This is a genomic window from Pontibacter chitinilyticus, assembly GCF_039748935.1.
Classification (GTDB): domain Bacteria; phylum Bacteroidota; class Bacteroidia; order Cytophagales; family Hymenobacteraceae; genus Pontibacter; species Pontibacter chitinilyticus.
The window spans coordinates 1-19,366 of sequence record NZ_JBDIZJ010000001.1 but is presented as its reverse complement, the minus strand read 5'-3'; the positions used below and the strand labels follow the sequence as shown (position 1 = coordinate 19,366).

Below are 19,366 nucleotides of genomic sequence, written 5' to 3'. Positions count from 1 at the left end.
TCAAAAATCCAGCAGGTCGATGGTTTCCAATTCGTGCTTTACGCTGTCTTCCTGGATGGCTGTCGTATCTGGTTCTGTCACGATCAGGTCGCGGGCTCGTCCGTACAACTGTACGTTCGGGTACAGGTTGTCATACTGTTCGCGCGAGATCATGCCATTGCGCAGCATGTTGCCGCCAATGAGCCGGTAATATCCGCTTTTCCAGCTACGCAAGTTGCCATGGCTGTCGAAGGAAGAGCGGTAATTTTTCGGACTCGGGATAATGCTGGTCAGGAAAATGGCCTCGTTCAGGTTCAGCTCCGAAGGTTGTTTGCCAAAGTAAAAGCGCGATGCATCTTTGGCGCCATATACGTTTGGCCCCCATTCTATGATGTTAAGGTATACTTCAAACAGGCGGTTTTTTGAGACCAGGTCCAGGTTTTCGATCAGCCAGACAATCATCGCCTCTTCCACTTTGCGGGCTACCGTTTTTTTGCGGGTGAGGAACACGTTTTTAACCAGTTGCATAGAGATCGTGCTGCCGCCGCGGGCGAACTCTCCTTCTTTTATGTTCTTCGCGATTGCCTGCCGGAAAGCCTCTTCATGAAAGCCCTTGTGTTTGTAAAAGAAAGCATCTTCTGAGGTCATGATGGCATTGCGCAGGTAAGGCGAAATCTCACCCAAACGCGCATAAAAAGGGTTAGAAGGCCCGACCGTAAATGTGCGCACCGGCTTGCCATACTCATACACGGTATGCACAAACGAGCCATTGATTTTCTCGATGTTCGTATTGCCCCAATGCACAATCTTAAAGTTTTTGGAGGCGTCCATATCGGAGTTAAACTTCACCTGGTTCACACTATCCATGTTCAGGTGGAAGCTCATTTTATACTTGAGCGTACCCTTTGCTTTGATTCCTTCCAGGTTCTCGAAAAGTCCTTTGGGCAACGAATCGAAGAAAGCGGTGCCCGGAATAGAATCCGTTCGCACCTTCAGGTCGATGATCTTGGGGCCTGCATTGCGGTAAGCAGCGTATACATTGGCTGTAATCTTGTTGAGCCGCACCTCTGTCAGGCTGTCGATCACGTATAGGTTCGGCCCCAGCGTCACGACATAATCTACAGCCCCGTTCCGCACCTGAATATCCTCATCCGCCAGTTTGGGATGGTTCAGCAGCAGGCCGTTTACCTTTGCCGAGCCCCGCACCGTTAGTTGGTCGCGCTTAAAGGTTTTGTCTGTCAGGCTCAGGTGCAGGGTGTCAAACGCTACCTCCGCGTTAAACTTGTTTTTGACGTAGGGTAGGTGAATGCCAGTCTTGTTTGTGGCATACAGATTGGCGGCAATGTTGTAATCTCCGGGATCTATGGTGCCCGTTATACGCATGTTGTTAGCGAGCGAATCTGTCTGGATGGCCAGCCGGGTATCAAAATGGCCGTCCTCCATTTGCAGGTAAGGCATGTGCACATCGATGATGCGGTGGGTAGAGTGATACGATACGTTGAGGTTTTTGAAGTCTACCTGGTCCGGCACGTTGTCAAAAGCTGTTTCGATGAGGCGGTTCAGCAACTCGCCATAGTTGCGGGATTTACTGGCAGTGGTATCCGTCGGCTGCGCGTTGTCCTTCTTCAGCAGAAAAGAGAAGTTGTCGCCGCTGGCGTTCTTTATGGCTGTCAGGTAGCCGTTGCGCACTTCCAGGCGCTTAAACACAACACCGCCGCGCAGAATGGAGCGGAGGCTCACCGTTGCATACACATTATCTGTGGTAAAGAGCGTATCGCGGCCGTGCGGCACCAGCGAGATGCCGGTGATCAGTACCGAATTAAGGTTTACGAACGAAGCATTCTGAATATTCAGGTCTACAGGGTACTTGCGTTCTACCTTGGCTTCAACCTTCTGAAGTGTATACTTTAACAGGCTGCTCCTGAAGATCAGGAGCGCCGCAATGGCTACTAAAAGCAAGACCAGCAAAACGCCAGCCCCAATTAGGATTTTCTTTTTCAAACGCTGATCCAAAATATTCCGGTGCGAATTTACATTAATAAGTTTCAGTTACTAGAAAGAGATGTCCGCTAATAAAAACCGGCGTCTGCTTCATAAACAGCTAAATATAGTTTCTGCTATGCTATTTCTCATACGCGCACACGCCCGTTTAGATATGATTTTGATGTCACCAAAGCTCTCTGTTCCTACACAGGCATGTTAATGCGCTACATTTCAATCGACTATACTAGCAGCAACCGTACCAAAGTATAAACCCGCAGCAGCAAAGTGGCGGGGCAAAGTATAAAGTAGCGGTCGCGGAAGGCAGCTACCTGCATTTTGGCTTTACAGCGTAAAGCTGCTTATCTTTGGACAAAGAATTAACTTTAACGATGAACCTGACGACACTTACGGCCCTTTCGCCGGTAGATGGCCGCTACCGCCGCAGCACCTCCGAGCTTGCCACTTATTTTTCTGAGTTCGGCCTGATCCGCTACCGGGTGCTGGTGGAGGTAGAATATTTTATTGCGCTGTGCCAGCTGCCCCTGCCCCAGCTGCAGAACGTAGACCCGGCGCTGTTTCCGCAACTGCGTGCCATTTACCAGCACTTCTCCGAAGCGGATGCCCTGACGATCAAGGAAACCGAGAAGATCACGAACCACGACGTGAAAGCGGTTGAGTATTTCCTGAAAGAGCAGTTTGAGGCATTGGGTCTGGGGCAGCAGAAAGAGTTCATCCACTTTGGCCTTACCTCGCAGGATGTAAACAACACGGCTATTCCGCTTTCGATGCGCGAGGCGCACGAACAGGTGTTGCAACCGGCTTACGAGCGGCTGCTGCAAACCTTGCAAACGCTGGCGCAGCAGTGGAAGGAAGTACCGATGCTGGCCCATACGCACGGACAGCCCGCCTCCCCCACCCGCCTGGGCAAGGAGATCATGGTGTTTGCCGAGCGCCTGGACGCACAATTGCAGCAACTGGTGCAGGTGCCCTTTTCCGCTAAATTCGGCGGCGCCACGGGCAATTTCAATGCCCATCATGTAGCTTACCCAAGTATAAACTGGCCGGAGTTTGGCAATAGCTTTGTGCAGCAGGGCCTCGGCCTGAAGCGCAGCCAGTATACCACGCAAATAGAGCACTACGATAACCTGGCCGCTTACTTCGACGGACTGAAGCGCCTGAATACCATCCTGATCGACTTCGCGCGCGATGTATGGCAGTATGTTTCGATGGGATATTTTAAGCAGAAGATAAAAGCCGGCGAAGTGGGCTCCTCAGCCATGCCGCACAAGGTAAATCCGATTGATTTTGAGAATGCCGAAGGCAACCTGGGCTTGGCCAATGCTATGCTGGAGCACCTATCGGCCAAGTTGCCCGTTTCACGCCTGCAGCGCGACCTGACCGATTCGACTGTATTGCGCAACGTGGGGGTACCGCTGGCACACGCACTGGTAGCCCTTAAATCGCTGGAGCGGGGCATTGGCAAACTAGAGCTGAACCAAGCCGCTTTAAACGAGCACCTGGAAGCCAACTGGGCCGTGGTAGCAGAGGGCATTCAGACAGTATTGCGGCGCGAAGGCTACCCACAACCCTACGAAGCACTAAAAGCACTGACTCGCAAGAATGAAAAGATCACCGAACAAGCGATCCGCTCGTTCATTGACACGCTTGATGTGCAGGAGGCCATAAAAGCCGAGCTGCGCCAGATCACCCCCTTTACTTACACCGGGGTGGAGCTGGTATAAGTATAAGCTATTAAGTACACCTGCAAGCGCCCCGCCAGAGATTCTGCCGGGGCGCTTGCATTTTAAGGCGCAGTGCAACTGCAAAGTAGGAGAGATAATTTAAAATCGGCTAACAAAAAAGATAGAAAAAAGGTACATTGGGTAATTGGTTCTATGTATTAGCACCTACTTATTTGCACCCGCTTATGAGGCCATTACCTGCCATTGCCGACCCGGTTTTTGTACGCCCTATCCGCTACAGCCTGCCTGATAGATTTTTCCTGAAGCTGATCCGTGATGAGCGCGACCTGCCCTTCGTGTACCTGACACTGCAGATCTCCCTGTTTATGCTCCCTGCGGGGCTGCTGCTGTACCTGCCGCTGGCTAACTGGCTGTGGTGGGCGCTGGCCATCACCTATTTTGTTCTGAATAATTTCATTTTCAAAGGCTCATTTGGCCTAATGCTGCACTGCACCAGCCACCGCCGTTTTTTTAAGCAAAAGTATGATTTCTTGAATTATTACCTGCCTTGGGTAGTAGGCCCTTTTTTCGGACAAACGCCGGAAACATACTTCAGCCATCACCTGGGAATGCACCACGTCGAGAACAATCTGGAAGATGACCTGAGCAGCACCATGCTTTACCAGCGCGACAGCCTGCGCGGCTTTCTGCTATACTTCGGCAACTTTCTGTTTCTGGGTGCTGCTTACCTGATCCGGTATTTTGATGTGCGCAACATCCGGAAGCTGCGCGATAAAGTAATTCGGGGCGAGCTGGTCTTTCTGGCCTGCTGCGTTGTGCTGTGCTTTGTAGACTGGCAGGCCACATTGGTGGTGTTTATACTTCCGTTCCTGATCTCGCGCCTTATTATGATGGTAGGCAACTGGGCCCAGCATTCGCTGATAGACTACGACGAGCCGGGCAATTGCTATAAAAACAGCATTACGTGCATCAATACCAAGTATAATAACAAGTGCTGGAACGATGGATATCACATCAACCACCACCTGCAGCCTTCGTTGCACTGGACCCTGTACCCGGTGCATTTCCAGGAAAATCTGGAGGTTTTTGCCGCAAACAAAGCACTGGTGTTCGAAGGCATCCACTGGCTGCACATCTGGCTCTACCTGATGACCAAGAACTACAAGAAGCTGGCGGCGCATCTGGTAAACATCAACCATACGTTTGCATCAGAGGAGGAAGCCATTCAGGTAATGAAGCACCGCGCAACGAAAATGCCGGCCAGAGGCATCAGCGTAAAGAGCCTGAAAGCGGCAGAGGCCAATACCGCCTGAGCTTTTATCTCGAGGCAAGTATACCCGCGCCTATATTTGCAGAGCAGCTGCAAACGTGTTGTTATCCTAAACAGCTAAGCTTCTACGGCAGTAGTTTGCGTAGCTAGGATACGGCGCCTGCAGCATACTTTCGCTTACAGCGGCTGCTTTACTTCAAACGTAATCATTTTGCTGCCTGTCAGGCCACTGCCTGTTAATCCCTGCACTACCACCACATAAATGCCGGCCTGGTCTGACGTATAAAAGTTAACCGCTGCTTTTCCGTCGGCCTTCGTTAGGATATCCGGTGCCCAGTAGAGCAGGTTGCGTAAGTCCGGAAGCCGGCTTTGCCGTTGCTGCGGCGTATCATAAGCCGGGGCATAAAACTCCCGCTGCAGTTGCAGGCCCTCATACTCCATAAGCAGCGCATGCGGGTCCAGCGGAAAACCAGCCAGATCGCCCTGATAGGTGGTGTAGCTCACCAGCCCCTCGTATACCTGTGGCCCGTTAAAATACCTCCTGGTCATTACCTCCAGCTTCCGGATTTTCAACGGGTCAAAGGCCATGATCTTATTAATATCGAACACAGGAACGCCATCCAGCAGCACCATCGGGTTCTGCTGAAAGATGGTGTGGTTCATGTCATCGCGCACCATAAAGTGGAAGCCGCCTTTGCGCAGCCGCACCTGCACCCCCGGCACATACTCGCGCATCACTTCTTCCATCACCTTAAAGCGGGTATAATCATCCAGCAGGTAGGTTTCGTCGGCTTTGCCATAAAAAGCGGTGCTGTCGATGCCCGGCGATTGGAACACGTTCTGATACTTGCCGAAGTAAGTATCCTGTACCTGCACTGTCAGGTGCCGCTGTATTAGCTCCGGCTGCAGGTTGGCCTGCAGGTCCAGGGCTGGCAGGGGCCAAGCGCTATACTTCTCCGAAAACGGATTGAGCACCTCAAATCGCGCGGTGCTGTCTTTGCTGAAGTCAGACTGTACCACAATTTCGTTGGCACCATAAAAGTCTTTCATCTCGAACTGCACATAGCCGTTGACATCGCTCCAGCCATTGTAGAGCCGGATGTGTTTGCCCGGCGATGCCAGGTAAATGGCAATGCCGCGCATGCCACCGCCTGTTTCGGCATGTTTCACTCTTGCCCGGATAAAGTGGCCGCCATACTCCGGCACAAACGTGTAGGGCAAGCTTTGCTTCTGCAGGACTTCCGCCCAGCGGAAACGGCTCCAGCCATGCGTCAGCATCAGGTTTTCGGCGGCTGCTGCGGCTTCGGGGCCTGTGGCGGTGAGGTAATAGCCGGGCTGCTCGATGGTACCTTTCAGGTCAGAGCTCAGCCACAGGTAAGCGGCAATATCAGTTGCTCCTGCTGCCTGTAGCGCATCCAGGCGGTATACAGCAAGCGACAGATCAGCTGGCGTGGCCTGTCCTGCTGGTGTCTGCGTCTTCAGCTCCAGGCTGACGTTATCGCGGGTGTTGTACTGGCTTTTGTTGACCACCGCTTCTACCTGCAGCAATTGGGTAGGCCGCTTAAAGTATAAGCGTTCACACACCGGCTGCTTCTGGCTATTAAAAACGGTGAAGTGGGTAATTCCCTCAGCCAGCTTATTTTTATCTATAAGAAAAATAGCTGTGCCATTCTGTAAATTCTGCGCTTCTGCCACAGCAATCATCTGACGTGCGTGTCCCAGCAGGTATACGGGCGCTGCCTGCTGCCCGGTAGCCGTTACCGTGAGCGTTACCTGGCTGGCACTTACGTCATCTAGGTGCAGGCTAAACCCCTTATCGTATACGTTAGGGAGATTCTGCCGGAGTATATTTCCGTTGGGCAATTGGATGAGCGCTGTATAAGTAGCGCCTGAGGCAGGTGTAAAGGTAAACTGTCCGAGCCCGAACCGCTGCGTCTGCAGAGTGGCTACCATATTACCGTGCTGGTCTACGACCTGTCCTTCGACGGCGATGCCCTTCCCTGTTCGTTTGTTTATAGCCTGGAAAGCCACCTTGCTGTTTACCCCCTGCACGAGGTTGCCGCCTTCCGGGAAAAACTGTACGGCATAGGCTGCCGAATCCCGCTTCGGCTCCGGGCCGAGGCTGGTAAAAGTATTGACTAGTGTAACCGGCTCCTCGAAGTATAAATCGGGGCTGAAGTTTTTCATCCAGTTCGTATAAGCCCGCACGACATAGCTGCCCGACGGCAGAGTGACAGGCAACACAAACGTGCCGTTGCCTTTTCCTTGCTTTAACGCGACCTTTCCCTGCAGCACAGGTTTTCGGGCCGCATCCAGCACTTCCACATAAGCTACTTTGCTCATGTCCAGCGGCTTGTGCAAGGTGCCATCCACGGCGTATACTTTGAACCACATGGTTTCGCCACAGACATAAAAAGGGCGATCGAGGTGGAGGTATAGCTTTTCCTGCAGGGCCCTGGTGCGATACGCATCAAAGTGCTCTACAATGTTCTTCAGCGTATCGCTTTGCGCCTGGGCGTGTCCCGAACTTACTATTACAAGTATAACACCAAGCAGGATGCTCCAGCCACTTCTGATCACAGCGCCAGCCATAACATGTCGGGTTTTCATTCGCTTATTTCTCATGCATTGGTATCGCATTACTCCCAGAAATCAGGTTTCACGTTAGTGCCACGGGTGCGGCAGTCCACGCATTCTTTCGCAGCCGCCGTGTAGCCAATGGGAGTGGGAAAGCCCATGGGCGGGTAAATCTCACTGACGGGCAAGTAGTTTCCGTTCCTGAAACGGCCCGCCAGTTCCTCAAAGGTTTCCGGCGGTATGGGTAACAAAGAGTCAAGCTGGCAGGTAGGAAAACGGATGTGCCAGTCTGCAGGCAGTTGATTGCGGGTAATGAAAATACGCTTTTCCTTCACCGTAGAAGCGCCTACGTAGCCGATCACCGGTTCGGTAGCATCCGAGAGGTTGTGCACATTGCCTGTGAGCTGCGAAGGCAACGGATCGAACAGGGTGCCAATGCCCTCAGTGTTTTTCCGGAGTGTTTCCCAGTACTGATAGGCTTCCTGCGTCAGAGCATACTGCTTTACCAGCACGCTATACTTAAAGCGCAGTTCCTCTGCCGTAGAAGGTAATGTCAGGATCGCGTATTCGTGAATAACATCCTTGGTGAGATTTGAAGTAGCACCCAGTTTGATATCAGTTGATTTGTCTGTTTTCCAGCAATGGTAAATGTCTTCATCCTGAAGGGTGCGCGGCACCACCTTTCCGCTTGCTGCATCATACCTGATATTCGACCCAAAAGCAGCCGTAAAGGCCCAGGTTGCTTCATACTCCCAGCGGTAATAGTGCGTGTTGTTTTCCGGATCGTGGCTGTTGACATAGATCTGCAGTTTATTGTCCAGCGCCTGCCAGCTGATATTATCAATGGGCGGTGTTTGTTTCACGGCCACATACTCAGAAGCATAGTTCTGGCCTGCACTGGTGTGAATGGTAATGCGGTATTTGCGGGCGGCATCCAGGCTAAGATTGCTGCTGGTGTAAGTGCCGGGCGTTGTCTCCTGCAGGAAGTATGTGGTACCCTGCTCCTCTTCCAGCAACATCGTAGCGCCTGTTTCTGCCGTTGGCAGCTGCTCTTCTGATATGTTCTGCGTGCGCGATAGCTTTATCGTTGTGATGCCGTTGGTGTTGATGAAGCCATCCACCACCAGGAACTGGTTCGGCGCCACGATTACATCCGGGGCATACGGCTCCACGCAGCCGGCCAGCAGCAGCAATACGCAACTATAAACTATACTTTTCCAGCGTTGGATAGGCATCAGCATTAGAATTTAAAGTTATAGGTAACCGTAGGAATGGGCCGCCCGAAAATTGACATCTTGTATCCCCTGATCCTGCCCTCTTCTGATTTAAAGTAAATGGAGTAAGGATTCTGCCGGCCGGTCAGGTTGTAGATGGCTAGCGTCCAGGAACTATGCGCCAGCTTTTTGATCTTATGGTTGCCTTCAATGTTCATGGCAAAATCCAGGCGATAATAGTCCGGTACGCGGTAAGCATTGCGATCGGAGTAGAAGATGCGCTGGCTGTTGCCGGCGTAATACCTGGCCAGCGGCAGCGTAATAGGGCGGCCGGTGCTGTAGGTAAAATTCAGTGAGGTGCTGAAACGCTGACTAAAGCGGTAGTTGCTGATGAGCGTAAAATCATGCGGCTTATCGAAGTTGCTGGGGTAGTAAGCGCCGCCGTTGATCTTTTCGCCGGTTTCTTTGTCGTCCACGCGCACCAGCGTACGGGCATAGGTATAGCTCACCCAACCATTCAGTTTGCCGGTTGCCTTTTTCAGCATTACCTCCACACCATACGCCTTGCCTTCGGCACCAGCCACATCTGTTTCGATGTGATGGTTCATGATCAGCGTTGCACCACTCTTATAGTCCAGGAAATCGTGCATCCATTTGTAATAGCCCTCCACTGAAAACTCGATGGTGTTGGCCCTGAAGTTCCGGTAATAACCCAGCGCCACCTGATCGCCTAGCTGCGGTTTGATGTTGGCATCGCTCAGCTTCCAGACATCGGTCGGCGACATCGACGTGGTATTAGAAAGCATGTGGATGTACTGCCGCAAACGGTTGTAGCTAAGCTTCACCGAAGAGTTGTCCGTTAGCCCTAATCGCGCCGACAGCCGGTACTCCGGCCCATGATAGGAAGCAAAAGAATCGCCAGCGCCATAGCGCGTCGTGTCCTGTATGGTACCCTCCGACTTCGGTGCGCCGGGAGCATACCCGTATACTTGCCGGGGTCCCATCGCATTAAATAACGAGTAGCGTAGCCCCAGGGCAATTGAAAAGCGTGGGCTTACGTCGAAGCGATCGGAAGCATAAATAGCGCTTTCCAGGGCATGCTCCTGTTGCAGCCGATCCGGCGCAATAAGTGATTCGCTCCCGTTAGGCAGCAGGCTTCCGGGGTTTACATGGTAGTAGATAGTGCTTGCCCCAAAATCAACGGTATGCTTAGAGCTCGGGAAATAGCTGAAATCTGCCTGCAGGTTTTTCTGGTCGATGCCGAAGGTGAGTTCCGAGGCGTTCACCGGATTTTTCTCGCTCGTCACCTTGTAGTCATAATGGCTATAGGCTCCGGTGAGGACGCCGTAGAGCTTGTTCTGGAAGATGTGTTTCCATTTTATACTTGCCGTCTGGTTGGTGAACTGGTACAGGGTATCCGCGCCCAGCCGGAACTTGTCGCTGCTACGGTAGCCTGTCAGGTAAAGTGTGTTCTTCTCGTTCAACTCATGGCTGATGTGGGCGTTAAAGTCATAGAAAGAGGCCGTGCTCTCGTTAAAGGACTTGTTTGGCAGCTTCTTCAGCAGCCAGTCGGAGTAGGTAGTGCGGCCGCCGATGATGAACGAGGTCTTATCTTTCTGAATAGGGCCTTCCAGCGTTAGCCTGCTGGTGAGCAGGCCGATGCCGCCAGAGCCGGCAAACTCTTTTTTGTTTCCGTCGCGGCCCGTCACCTCCAGCACCGAAGATAAGCGGCCGCCATACCGGGCAGGGATACCGCTTTTGTAGAGTTCTATTGTTTTCAACACATCCGGATTGAAGGCCGAAAAGAAGCCGAACAGGTGCGCGGGGTTATAGATGGTTGCATCGTTGTACAGGATCAGGTTCTGGTCAGTGGAGCCGCCGCGCACGTTCATGCCAGTGCTGCCCTCGCCCACAGACTTTACCCCCGGCAAAGTGAGCACCACCCGCAAAATGTCTGTTTCGCCAAAGGCGGTGGGTACCTGCTTAATGGTGCGGATATCAAGCTTCTCCATGCCCATCTGCATCCCCGATACATTCCGGTCTTTCTCTGCCTCTACCAGCACCTCTTTCAGCGTCCGTACGTCCTCGGCCACCTCAATGTCCAGTGTTCCATCGGCATACAGCATGATTTGGCGTTTGGTATTCTGCAGCCCCAGCGCTTTTACTTTCAGTTCGTGGTGGCCAACGGGCAGGGTGAGCGAGTAGTAGCCATACTGGTCGGAGGTGGTGCCGATCACCGGCGATTCAATGTAAACGGATGCCCCGATGATGGGCTCCCCGGTCTTCGCTTCCCGCAGGTGGCCGGCCAGGTTGGCTTTTCCCGTCGGGTTATCACTCTTTGTGCCGATCTCATAGAGCTTGATCTCGGAAGATGCCTTCTTACGGCTCTTCTCGCCAGACTCAAACAACGATCCGGCTATTTGCTGCGGTTTTGCGTCTGCAACAGGCTTTTGTTCAAAGAAGCCCTCCGGCAGATTCATACTTAGCTGCCGCCCTTTGGTGATAAACACGCGCTGTTGCGCATCCACGGCAAACTGAAGTGTTGTGCCTTGAAATACCTGCTGCAGCACGGCAGCCAAAGGTTGCTGCTGTACCTGCATGGTAATGGACAGGCTATCTACTGCTGCGGAATCAAAGTATAGATGATACGTGCTCTGGGCCTCCACCTGCCGGGCGAATTCCTCAAAGGTTGCCCGTTGAAAATTACCACTGATCAGCGGCTGCCCGGCTTGCTGCGCCTGGCTGGTTGTTACGCAGCAAACCACCCCGAGAAGAAGCCATAACGTAATGCGGTACAGGTGAGTCATAGCGTAAGGTCCAAAGAGCGTAAGGATTGGCTTGAGATAAAAGATACTGGTTGAAGTGACTGCTGGCAGCTGTTCCCGCAATGAAAGTATAACGGGCCTGTTCAGATCAATTGGTTTTATCGGCAGGCCTGCCGTCAGATAGGCTGTCGTAATATTGGGTTAAGGCAAGTATCGTTCCCTCCCGCTGCTTGCCGAACTTGAGGTGGTGCGCCGACGCATATTTCCGGAGCTGCTTCTTCTTATCTTTCAATACATTTAGCACTGATTTTTTGCTGCTTACCTGGTAGTAAGCTCCGTCTTTCCACAGGTATAGCTTATCGCCGTTCCTGAACTCGCCTTCCATACCGCCCTGCGTCGCCCGCTCCTGGATGTTTTTGCTGCGCCGCACCAGAAACCGGACATCCTTGTTGTACAGCACATCATAAAAGCCTGCCTTTGGCAACGATGCCTGTGCTGTACTATCGGCAGCATACCGCACAAACAAATGCCCGTGCAACAGAAATGTATCGACTTTAGCTGTGATGAGCGTTATTTTTTTGCCGCTGCTGTTGTGGATGGTCACTACCTCATCTTTCACTACATCATACAGCAGGGGCGTTTGCCTGAACCAGGCTCCATCATAATAAATATCGCCGGGCGTAAACACGTTGGAAGCAAAGAACTGATTTCCTTCCAGATAAAACATCCGGTAATCGATGTATTCTGTGCCATTGTACAAGTGCGTCTGCACCCCTACTGCCTGGTGGTAGGCCGCCTCAGCAGCTGTTTGGGCCCGCGACAGAAAAGCAGTATCCGCCGCCGCAGCTTGGGCGTGGCAGGATTCCGTTACACTCAAACAGCACGCGAAGACTGCAAAAAGAAGCACTGCTAATCTGATTTGCCGTGGCTGCATTGCTTGCCGCTTAATTAAAATTAGTATAAAATTTAACTCAGGTAAGTTAAAGTTTAAGCATTCTGAAAACAAATACTGAAACAATAATATTTTACGAATATTTCAACACAACACAACTATGAATTCACTTTTTAAAAATAGTTGTGGATAGGTAGAAATCCTGTTAACGTAGAGACACTTTTGCGGCCAGGTCCCACGCGGCCTGCACAAAGTGGTGCCAGCTGAAGCGTTTTTTGTAAGTATGGATGTTCTGCGAAAATTCTGCCGCTTTGCCCGAAGTATAAAAATCAAGTATAGCCGTGGCAATGGCCTGCGGCTCAACCGTTACGACGTATCCCACTTCCCCATCCGGCACCAGTTCGGCCAGGCCGCCCACGTTGGTAACCACCATGGGTTTATCAAAGTGGTAGGCAATTTGCGTGACGCCGCTCTGCGTGGCATGGCGGTAAGGCTGCACCACCAGGTCGGCTGCGCAGAAGTAGTGGCGAACGGCGGCATTCGGAATAAAATCTGTGCGCAGCACCAGCCTGTTCTGTAGTTGAAGTTGTGCTATCAGGTGGTGATAGGGAGTGGCCTCTTCGTAAAACTCGCCGGCAATGATCAGCTTGATATCCGGACGCTCTTGCAGCCTTGGGTCGGCCAGGGCGTGCAGCAACAGGTCGAGGCCTTTGTAGGCGCGGATAAAACCAAAGAAAAGGAGGTAGTTACTGGTATCGTCCAGCCCCAGAGCAGCACAGGCCACAGCTTTGCTCTCCGGCTGCCCGAAATTATCGTAAAGGGGATGCGGCAAGTATACATTGGGCTTCTGCGGAGCAAAATGCCACAAATCCTGCTGCACCGCCCGCGACATGGTCATAAAGCCGTGGCAGGCACCCAGAAAATACTTGGTGAAAGGAACATCGCCAGGGCGCTTCTCGTGGGGCACTACGTTATCCGTAATAGCCAGCACGCGGCTATACCTGTTCCTCCGGATGAGGTGGGCCATGGTGCCCAGCGCCGGCCCCATAAAAGGCAGCCAGTACCGGAAAATAACCAGGTCCGGCTTTTTTTTACGGATGTAGTGGCCGGCTCTCCACCAGTTTAGCGGGTTTATCGAGTTAATCAGTACTTTGATAGCTAAACCTTCCGGCGGCGCCTCCTCCGAGTACTGGCTTTTACCCGGAAACAGGAAAGCCGGGTACTGCAGGCTAAACGTCACGATCTCCACCTCATCGCCTGCTTCCTGGAAAGCATAAGCGAGGCGCTCATTAAACGTAGCCATGCCTCCGCCCCGCAAGGGGTACGCCGGCCCCACAATCACTACGCGCCGGCCCATTATTTCGGAATAGCACCCGCCCGCCCGCGGATGAGGTACTCGTTCTTTTTGTTGGAAGCCAGCGAGATCATCTCGGCCAGGAAACCGGCCAGGAACAACTGCACCCCCAGTACTACTGCTACCAGCGACAGGTAAAACAAAGGCTGATCGACGATAGCGCGGGGATGGCCGTTGGCATACAGGAGCAGCATTTTCTGTGCTATAAGCCAGATAGTAATGCCCAGGCCTACCACAAACATGAGTGTGCCCAGTGTGCCAAAGAAGTGCATCGGGCGCTTTTTAAAACGGCTGACAAAAGTAATGGAAAGCAGGTCGAGGAAGCCGTAAACAAAGCGCTCCAGCCCGAACTTGGTAGTGCCATACTTGCGTTCCTGGTGCTGCACCACTTTCTCCCCGATCCGGGTAAAGCCGTTCCATTTGGCTATAACCGGAATGTATCGGTGCATCTCACCATGTACCTCTATGCTCTTCACCACCAGCTGCCGGTATGCCTTCAGGCCACAGTTAAAGTCGTGCAGTTGTATGCCCGATAGCTTGCGGGTAGCAGCATTAAAGAGTTTGGTCGGAACAGTTTTACTCACAGGATCAAAGCGTTTCTTCTTCCAGCCGCTCACCAAGTCGAATTTCTGGTTCTTGATCATGTCATACAGTGCCGGAATTTCTTCCGGGCTGTCCTGCAGGTCGGCATCCATCGTGATCACTACTTCGCCGGAACAGCGGCGGAAGCCCTCGTTCAGTGCTGCCGATTTACCATAGTTGCGGTTAAAGCTAATGCCTTTCACGGCATTGTCTTGCGCACTCAGGTCTGTCACCACCTCCCAGGAGCGGTCGGTGCTGCCATCATCTACTAAAATTATTTCATAAGAAAACTCGTGCGCATGCATCACACGTCGGATCCAGCGCACGACTTCAGGCAATGATTCCTCCTCATTAAAAAGAGGAATCACCACCGAAATATCATAAGGGTATTGCATGTAGTCTATTCAAACTCAGGTCGTTTGTTTTTGATAATAGCAGCAACGATGAGCGACATGATAAAGCCAATGATCAGGAACACCGCCATAGATCCGAAGATCAATGTTACCGGGTTCTGGAACTTCGCGGCCATGCCCATGGCTGCATCAATTTGTTCATCGCTCAGGCCTTTTTCCAGCATCTTGGTGCGTTGCACTTCCTGGAGTTTGGCCATGAACTGCGGGTCAATGTAAGTAGAATAAATCCAGGAAAAGATACCTGTCAGCAGACCGAAAATGGCGGATAACAACGACCCGATGCCCAGGCCCTGCCCATACGACATATAGCCGTAGTCTCTGGCTTTAAACTCCCGCATAGCCAATATGAGTCCTCCCAGCAGGATCAGGTAAATGACCCAGTTCAGCCAGCCGTTGGCGGATTGGTCAAGCACGTTTAGGATAAGGGAGTACACAATGCCCACCAGGGCTGTAATTAAGCCATACTTCAGGCCTACGGAAGTAACAGAGGGTTGATTTTCAGTCATGATACCATTGTTTATAGTGAAACGTTTACTACTTCCGGAAAAATACAGCTGCCACCAGCGAGAAGATCAGGCCAGCAAAAACCCGCCGTAAAAAATCGTCGGCAGCCAGCATGGTAGGCGTCATCGCACCAATTGCCTGGTAGCCTCGCTCATAGTTCTCTTTGCCCAACACTTTTATCTGCTCTTCCCTGGTTTGCTCCAGCAGTGCCTGCGTAGTAGCAATATGCTGCTGCAATAAATCCGGCCCTACCAGGTATACCAGAATCAGAACTAGCATCGAGGCACTGAGGGCAGCATAAAACGACACGGCTAAGCCTACGCGCAGTCCTTGCCAAAAGCTCATCTCCCCATTCGTATATTTCTTATAATAGCGGATCGCCCAGAAAATAAACAAAGGGATAGGAATAAAGCTGATCCGCCCCAGGTCGCCAAAAGGATCCGTACCGAAAAAATACAGGACCAGCACCAGTACGAAGCAAATGACCCCACAAAGTACGCCATAACGTACTCCTACTCTAATTATAGTTTGGTTAAACATTCCTGGCTAGGCATACACTGGCTTGCACCAGTACCTCTGTATAAGTAAATATATTAAAAAGATTGATTGAGCACTACCTGTCCTTTGTGAATTATACCAAACACCCTGCCTTTTAATTCCTGCCCGAAGAACGGGCTGTTGTCGGATTTAGATTTGAACTGGTCCGCTGTGGGCACCCAGGTTTCCGTCGGATTGAAAAGGGTCAGGTTCGCCACCTCTCCCTTTGCCAGTTGCGGCAGCGGCAGCCCTAGAATGCGACGCGGGTTGGTTGAGAACTTTGCCACAAGCTCCGCCAGATCCAGGCTGTCGCCCAGAGTGGTATTCGCCACGGCAAAAGCAGTTTCTAAGTTAATGATGCCGAACTCCGCCAGGTCAAACTCCAGTTTTTTAGACTCTGTATCCTGCGGCATATGCCCTGATACAAGCGCATCGATGGTTCCGTCCTGCAGCCCCAGCCGGATAGCTGCCGCATCGGCCGCGCCTCTAAATGGTGGCGACACTTTATAGTTGGTATCGAAGGGTGGAATGGTTTCGTCGGTAAAGGCCAACTGGTAGCTGGCAACGTCGCAGGTTACATGCAGGCCGGCGGCTTTCGCTTTCCGCACTGCTTCTACTGCCGCTGCCGTAGAAAGCAGAGAAAAATGGATCTTGCCGCCTGTGTAAGCCAGTAACTGCAGATCGCGGGTAATAGCCACCTCCTCCGCCAGCGCCGGAATACCTTTCATTCCCAGTTGTGTGCTGGCTATACCCTCATGCATCTGCCCATGCTCCGTCAGCCGCGTATTCTCCGGCCTGTTCAGCAGCAGGCCATCAAACGGCTGCAGGTACTGCAAAGCCTTCAGCAACACATCGGCTCCTTGCAGTGGTTTGATGCCATCCGTAAAACCAATGGCGCCGGCCTGGTATAAGTCGATCATCTCGGTCAGGTCTTTGCCCTCCGTCTCCATCGTTACAGCGGCTAAAGGGTGCAGCGTCACAGGCAGCAGGTTCGCTCTGCTCCGGATAAAGTTTATACTTGCCTTTGTCTGTACGACCGGATTGGTATTGGGAAGGCAGAGCACTTCGGTAAAGCCCCCTGCCGCTGCCGCTGCCGACAGGCTTTCCAGGTCTTCTTTATACTCCAGCCCCGGCTCTCCGACATAGGCCTGCATATCAACCCAACCGGCTGATACGCATAGGCCGTCAGCTGCGATAACGGTGTCAGCCTCGTGTTCATCTGGCCCAATGTAGGTGATGCGGCCATTCTCAAGCAAAAGATGCTGTTGCTGCTGATGGAACGCAGATTGCGGATCGATAATGGTTGCTGCCCGGAGAAGTATTTTCATGTTAAAGGAATCTGATAAGCGCGATTTCAGCTATCAAGAAAAACAGACACAATATTAGGCAATATTTCCAAAGCTTGACGCCAAAAAATTGTTTTTCGAAAGCTGCCTTTGCTGAAAAGGCATCGCCGTAATCATACACATGTATATTCGGGTGCTTTTGCCCTACCAGTTCCCGCAGTTCGTCGGGTGTGTATTGCGCCAGGTAAGACTCTTTTTTGGGATAATTGAAAGCCAGCGTGGAGCGTACGGAGTCCTGCCGCTGCAGCGTATAAAATCCTGCTTCGGCCATAGCCGGCGGCACTGTAAAGAACAGCTTGCCCCCCCGTACCTGCTGCTCCGGAATGTACTCCAAGCTATCTTTCCGTAATGTATACACTCCTTCGCGCTGCACCTGCCCCGGCACGGGCACCTGAATCGTCGGGCTGTTGAACGTATAAGCCAGCGCCTGTTCCTGTTTATACCCTGCAATGGCTATTTTATACATGATGGGCACGAAGAGGGCGTGGCTGGCCAAGGCATTATAGGCCTCGTCGAGCGGTGCAGCCAGCAAGTATACATGACCATTCCCCCTATCGAAGCGCGACAGATAAGCTGCTCCTCCCCGAAACTTTAGAATGTCTTCCGACGCCCTGGTCCAGGCCATACTTCGTACAGAAGCAGGCATTTCCATGTTCGGATCGTAGGTCGAAAAAATGCTTCTGAAAAACGGATTATCCGGCTGCGGCGCCAGCACATTTGTTTTGGCGCTACCCGCCGTTGCTCCTGTAAAACTGGCTGAGATATTCAGGTTTTGAAACAAGCTGCTGTAGCTTCCTTGATCGGCATTGGCAGCCGGAAGTATGGCTACAGTGCCTCCGGCCTTTACAAAATTTGCCACAGTACCTGCCAGTGCCGGGCTTATTGCTTGCAGGCCGTTCAGCAGCAAAACGTCTGCTGTACCAAGACGGCCGTAATCAATTTGGTTGCTGTTGTACTGCCGGAAAGTAAAAGCAGCTTCGCTTTTGTACAGGTCAGCAAGCGACTGGCCCTGCGCATCTGCCAGTTCTACAATCGTGATGTTTGCCGAGGGTCGAAGCGTGAAGAAGTAGGTGTTATCAAATTCCACCGGATAATCTTCTATGTTGACAAAAGCTTGTTTCGTTTGACGGCCATTCACCCGGAAACTGATTACAGCTTCTGCGGCTTGCTTTGCCGGCACATATATACTTAAAGCCGCCTTCTGCACACCATCTATAAAAAGCTTCAGAGGCAGTTCGTTTGCCGGTTCTTCGCCACTGTTGAATACCTTTACATGCAAAATATTTTCTGCATCCTGTCGCACAAACTCATCCTCCAGGTATACAGAATCTATCGCTACATTGCTGATTTGGGCAGCCCGTAGTGGCACCAGGTTTACATGAATCGTACTGTCCAGCGTAGCAAGGAGCTCGGGCTGAAAGGTGCTCTTTTGAAAATCTGAAAACAGATAAACACTCCCGCTATTGCGCATATTTTGATTACTGGTAAACCCAGGTATAGCCGTAAAAGGCAAAGCATCTAAGGCGCCAACAGCATCCGCGCGCTGGTGTACGCCTGTGTGTAGTTGATCAGGAGTACTCAGTGAAAAAGCTGTATTGGGCGGGAATAAGGCGGCTACACTCTTGGCCCGGTCCTCTGCTACATTGAGCAGCGATACGTCCTGTTCGGCACTCGTATTCTGCATGCTAAAGGAGTTATCCACCAGTAAGCTGACGTGTGCTGTATCGGAAGGAGCGTTCCGGTTGGTAGCAGGTATGAATGGCTGCGCAAAGGCGAGCACCAGGAAAACGATAAAGAGTATACGGCACAACAGGATCAGCAATTGCTTTAAATTGCGCTGGCTGGCGGTAATATCTTTTGAAACCTGAATAAACCGGACATTACTAAACAGAATCCGCTTTGCTCGCCGTAGCTGAACCAAGTGAAGCACGATAGGAATTGCAACAGCAACAAGGGCAAACAGGAAACCGGGGTAGAGCAGCGTCATAGGCTCAAGTTATAGCACTTAAAGAGAAAAAGCAATGAACACGTACGATGTGCTTGAACTCTTTCGATGAAAGTGCCCTGCAAGTTGCCATACAGAGGTAGATTGATGATTTTTTGAACTTGTTCTCCCACGCACAGCAGCTTTTGTGCGATGGTTTTTGTTCGATCTTATACTTGCAGATCAGGCCAGTGTGCTAGTACTATGTTGTTTTTTGGACTAGGGGTAAAAAAGAGCAGAGCACCGCTTCTTGGAGGGAAGGG

General features: G+C 51.8%; 13 protein-coding genes. 2 read left to right on the top strand and 11 right to left on the bottom strand.

From position 1 onward, the window contains the following. Complete coding sequence (locus tag ABDW72_RS00065; protein ID WP_347156388.1) at positions 1-1,980, bottom strand: transglycosylase domain-containing protein; 1,980 nt, start codon at positions 1,978-1,980, stop codon at positions 1-3. A 371-nt stretch (positions 1,981-2,351) separates the two neighbouring features. Between ABDW72_RS00065 and purB the strand changes: the two genes are divergently transcribed. After that, entirely contained in the window at positions 2,352-3,704 is a 1,353-nt protein-coding gene (purB, locus tag ABDW72_RS00060; protein WP_347156387.1) for an adenylosuccinate lyase, read from the top strand. Positions 3,705-3,889: 185 nt separating this feature from the next. Then, positions 3,890-4,978: a fatty acid desaturase family protein gene (locus ABDW72_RS00055; protein ID WP_347156386.1), complete on the top strand. Its 1,089-nt coding sequence runs from the start codon at positions 3,890-3,892 to the stop codon at positions 4,976-4,978. A gap of 134 nt (positions 4,979-5,112) precedes the next feature. On the opposite strand, the gene ABDW72_RS00050 is transcribed toward ABDW72_RS00055, so the two are convergent. From ABDW72_RS00050 to ABDW72_RS00005, 10 genes are all read right to left on the bottom strand, one after another. Further along, positions 5,113-7,545: a hypothetical protein gene (locus tag ABDW72_RS00050; protein ID WP_347156385.1), complete on the bottom strand. Its 2,433-nt coding sequence runs from the start codon at positions 7,543-7,545 to the stop codon at positions 5,113-5,115. 29 nt (positions 7,546-7,574) lie between these two features. After that, on the bottom strand, positions 7,575-8,747 hold the full coding sequence (locus tag ABDW72_RS00045) for a DUF4249 domain-containing protein (RefSeq protein ID WP_347156384.1): 1,173 nt from the start codon (positions 8,745-8,747) through the stop codon (positions 7,575-7,577). A gap of 5 nt (positions 8,748-8,752) precedes the next feature. Next, a complete protein-coding gene (locus tag ABDW72_RS00040; protein ID WP_347156383.1) occupies positions 8,753-11,533 on the bottom strand; it encodes a TonB-dependent receptor in 2,781 nt (926 codons plus the stop codon). A 106-nt stretch (positions 11,534-11,639) separates the two neighbouring features. After that, positions 11,640-12,368, bottom strand: a complete 729-nt coding sequence (locus tag ABDW72_RS00035) for a hypothetical protein (protein ID WP_347156382.1) — start codon at positions 12,366-12,368, stop codon at positions 11,640-11,642. A 220-nt stretch (positions 12,369-12,588) separates the two neighbouring features. Further along, complete coding sequence (locus ABDW72_RS00030) at positions 12,589-13,740, bottom strand: glycosyltransferase (protein WP_347156381.1); 1,152 nt, start codon at positions 13,738-13,740, stop codon at positions 12,589-12,591. Then, positions 13,740-14,714 (bottom strand): glycosyltransferase family 2 protein, encoded by a 975-nt coding sequence (locus tag ABDW72_RS00025; RefSeq protein WP_347156380.1) that lies wholly within the window; start codon positions 14,712-14,714, stop codon positions 13,740-13,742. Before ABDW72_RS00025 ends, ABDW72_RS00030 begins: the two co-directional genes overlap by 1 nt. A gap of 5 nt (positions 14,715-14,719) precedes the next feature. After that, entirely contained in the window at positions 14,720-15,238 is a 519-nt protein-coding gene (locus ABDW72_RS00020) for a DUF4199 domain-containing protein (RefSeq protein ID WP_347156379.1), read from the bottom strand. A 28-nt stretch (positions 15,239-15,266) separates the two neighbouring features. Continuing rightward, a complete protein-coding gene (locus tag ABDW72_RS00015; RefSeq protein ID WP_347156378.1) occupies positions 15,267-15,776 on the bottom strand; it encodes a DUF4199 domain-containing protein in 510 nt (169 codons plus the stop codon). A 53-nt stretch (positions 15,777-15,829) separates the two neighbouring features. Beyond that, complete coding sequence (locus ABDW72_RS00010; RefSeq protein ID WP_347156377.1) at positions 15,830-17,101, bottom strand: dihydroorotase; 1,272 nt, start codon at positions 17,099-17,101, stop codon at positions 15,830-15,832. Position 17,102: 1 nt separating this feature from the next. Continuing rightward, entirely contained in the window at positions 17,103-19,106 is a 2,004-nt protein-coding gene (locus tag ABDW72_RS00005) for a BatA domain-containing protein (protein ID WP_347156376.1), read from the bottom strand. Positions 19,107-19,366: the final 260 nt, after the last annotated feature.

What these genes read in the sequence shown, in the direction of transcription:
- purB (WP_347156387.1), top strand. Translation starts at nt 2,352, where the DNA reads ATGAACCTGACGACACTTACGGCCCTTTCGCCGGTAGATGGCCGCTAC.
- ABDW72_RS00055 (WP_347156386.1), top strand. Translation starts at nt 3,890, where the DNA reads ATGAGGCCATTACCTGCCATTGCCGACCCGGTTTTTGTACGCCCTATC.
- ABDW72_RS00050 (WP_347156385.1), bottom strand. Translation starts at nt 7,545, where the DNA reads ATGAAAACCCGACATGTTATGGCTGGCGCTGTGATCAGAAGTGGCTGG.
- ABDW72_RS00045 (WP_347156384.1), bottom strand. Translation starts at nt 8,747, where the DNA reads ATGCCTATCCAACGCTGGAAAAGTATAGTTTATAGTTGCGTATTGCTG.
- ABDW72_RS00040 (WP_347156383.1), bottom strand. Translation starts at nt 11,533, where the DNA reads ATGACTCACCTGTACCGCATTACGTTATGGCTTCTTCTCGGGGTGGTT.
- ABDW72_RS00030 (WP_347156381.1), bottom strand. Translation starts at nt 13,740, where the DNA reads ATGGGCCGGCGCGTAGTGATTGTGGGGCCGGCGTACCCCTTGCGGGGC.
- ABDW72_RS00025 (WP_347156380.1), bottom strand. Translation starts at nt 14,714, where the DNA reads ATGCAATACCCTTATGATATTTCGGTGGTGATTCCTCTTTTTAATGAG.
- ABDW72_RS00020 (WP_347156379.1), bottom strand. Translation starts at nt 15,238, where the DNA reads ATGACTGAAAATCAACCCTCTGTTACTTCCGTAGGCCTGAAGTATGGC.
- ABDW72_RS00015 (WP_347156378.1), bottom strand. Translation starts at nt 15,776, where the DNA reads ATGTTTAACCAAACTATAATTAGAGTAGGAGTACGTTATGGCGTACTT.
- ABDW72_RS00010 (WP_347156377.1), bottom strand. Translation starts at nt 17,101, where the DNA reads ATGAAAATACTTCTCCGGGCAGCAACCATTATCGATCCGCAATCTGCG.
- ABDW72_RS00005 (WP_347156376.1), bottom strand. Translation starts at nt 19,106, where the DNA reads ATGACGCTGCTCTACCCCGGTTTCCTGTTTGCCCTTGTTGCTGTTGCA.